Annotated in this window: 3 protein-coding genes and 1 pseudogene; all 4 read left to right on the plus strand. The window is 68.3% G+C overall.

The window, feature by feature from the left end:
- Positions 1–771: hypothetical protein (locus MJ783_RS23240; protein ID WP_239314023.1), on the plus strand; the 771-nt coding region annotated here is incomplete at its 5' end.
- A 54-nt stretch (positions 772–825) separates the two neighbouring features.
- The gene (locus MJ783_RS23245) at positions 826–1,155 is read left to right on the plus strand and encodes a helix-turn-helix domain-containing protein (protein WP_239314024.1); all 330 of its coding nucleotides are present in this window, start codon (positions 826–828) and stop codon (positions 1,153–1,155) included.
- Between the two features lie 132 nt (positions 1,156–1,287).
- Positions 1,288–2,082 carry a DUF2637 domain-containing protein gene (locus MJ783_RS23250; protein ID WP_239314026.1) on the plus strand — a complete coding sequence of 265 codons (795 nt, stop codon included), beginning with the start codon at positions 1,288–1,290 and terminating at the stop codon, positions 2,080–2,082.
- A gap of 209 nt (positions 2,083–2,291) precedes the next feature.
- Positions 2,292–2,537, plus strand: a pseudogene (locus tag MJ783_RS23255) (hypothetical protein); the annotation flags it as partial.

The following is a 2,537-nucleotide window of genomic DNA, read 5'->3' on the forward strand; positions in this document are numbered from 1 at the left end:
CACGGACCGCTGGCGGCGATCCGACCCGAACACCGTGACCTCATCGCCTGGGACGGCGTCACCCGCGCCACCGACCATCTCCACCACACCGTCGCCGCGGCCATACGCGGACGGCGATGGCTGGCACATGCCCGGCCCACCCCGGACACCACAGCGCTGGCCATCGGAGTGCTGCACCTGACCCACCCCGCGACCGCCGCGCAACTGGTCACCGGCGGCGCCACCGGACACGCGGGACTCACCACGATCCACCGGCTCATCGACCGGCTCCCCTGCCCGACCGACCTCACCGGCCTGTCCGACCAGGCGCTGAAAGCGGCCTGCGACCGCAACGGCTGGCTCCTGGGAACAGCCGAGGAACACACCCAACGGCGCATCGTCGAACGCCACATCAGCACCGGACTCGACGACACCATCCGCCGACGCCTCGCCGACGGCGACACCACCGCCCTCGCCGGCGCGCTGCTCGCCCACGCGCCCACCGACGCCGACCTCGACCACGCCGTCGGCGGCCTGGACCCCGTCGACCTCGACCAGCAGCAGCGGCTCCAGTTCCTCACGGCTGCATCCGGGGAGGCCCTCCGCCGCTTCGCCGGCCTCACCCTGCGCCCCCACACCAGCCGCGCCGAAGCCATCGCCGGCCGCTTCCCCGAACGGCCGTTGCGCCACCTCCTCACCGTCAGCGCCCCGCAGCTCGTCCCCGACCGATCTGTCGAAGCCCCGACCGCCAGCGTCATCGGCAGCCGCCCGGCACCCGAGCTCGCCCCATGACCAGCCGGCGCCAACCCCAGGCACGCGGGACGACCGCCGACGAAGGAGAAGCTCGTGGATCAGCTGTCGATCGCTGAGATCCAAGCCCTTCCCGCCACCGTGACCCTCATGACGGCCGCCCGTGCCATCGGGATCAGCCGGACCGTCGCCTACGAGCTCGCCCGCCGCGGCGCCTTCCCCTGCCCTGTCCAGCGGATCGGACGCCGCTACCGCGTCCAGACCACCGGTCTGCTCGCCTTCGTCGGCATCGAGTCCGACGGGACAACTCCGACCGCCACACCTCCAGACAGCGACAGCCGGCGCACACCCGCATCCGCTGAACCGCGGCGCCACAGCAGCCAACCCACCGCCGCGGGCATCCGCGCTGATCGCCCCCGCGGCTGACGGCACGGGATCCGCCTGGCCTCGCCCCCAGATGGAGGCCATCTCGTGCGCGCCGAATCGGGTGGGTGTGCCGAAACGCGCCGCTCGCGGCCTACCAGGTAGCGACCCCCATCCACGGGAGGGAATTCGATCATGCCCGGCCCTACCCCGCGACCCGCACCGGCCGATGCCCCACCAGCTTCGCCCTCATCCGACCGCGCCGTGGTGGTCCCCGGCGCACGCAGCGAGCGCGCCATCCACTACGCGACCTGGGGAGCGGTCCTCACCGTAGCCACGATCGCCGCCCTGATCAGCTACCGCCACATGCGAACCGTCGCCCACGCCAACGGCGAGGACGACCTCAACGCCACCGTGATCCCCCTGTCCGTCGACGGACTCATCGTCGCCGCCTCCATGACGATGCTCGCCGACAGCCGCGCCGGTCGTTCCCGCCACTGGTTGTCTTACCTGCTCCTCGCTCTCGGATCAGCAGCCAGCCTCGCGGCCAACGTCATGCACGCCGCCCCCACCCTGCCCGCCCGGATCATCGCCGCTTGGCCGCCCATCGCACTCATCGGTGCATACGACCTGCTCATGCGCCAGATCCGCGCCGCCGGCTGGGCTCACGCCAACAGCATCCACAACACGACCCCACTGGCGCCGTCGACGGCAGCTGGCGCCAGTGACGAAGAGACGGCGCCTCAGGCGGTCATACCGGCTCCAGCCACCAGCGCGGCGCACGGCCGGGAGACACCCACGAAGAAGGAGCGACTTCGGCTCCTGCTGGCCGAACAGATCGACCCCGACGACAACCGGAGTGTCTACGCACTCGCACGAGACCTCGCCCCCCAAATCGGCCTGCACGAAGGCACCGCACGCCGATACCTCACCGCCCTGATCGCCAGCTCATCCGCCAGAACCATGCCACCGGGAAAACCGATGGATTGAGTTCTCGAAATGCGCTGGAAGGGCGTTCTCTAAAAATCTGAAATCACGGCTTCGCAATCCACCGATCAAGGCAAGGCGCTCCGTCACGACGAGCAATTCCTGTTCTTGTTCTTTCGGCGGTGACATGCCCGCAATTTAGCACAACATCCGATTCTTGTCCGTTTCACCCGACGCGGGCACACTAGCGATTTATACCGACGGAGGAAAGTATGCAGGGATCCACCCTGAAACGCTGCTACTGCAAGGACAACGCGACCGGTGCGCTACTGGGCGCCCGTTGTCCCCGGATCAAGAGGAGTGAGCACGGCACGTGGGGCTACGCCGTCCGCTTGGAGACAACGCGGGGCAATGAACAGGTGAAGAGGTTTGGGTTTACCAGCAAGGATGAGGCTGAAACGAAAATTTCGGAGATCAAAAAACTGGTCGAGATCGGAGAGACTTCCGATCTTCAAAAG

It is taken from the genome of Protofrankia sp. Cj3, from assembly GCF_917627355.1.
GTDB lineage: Bacteria > Actinomycetota > Actinomycetes > Frankiales > Frankiaceae > Protofrankia.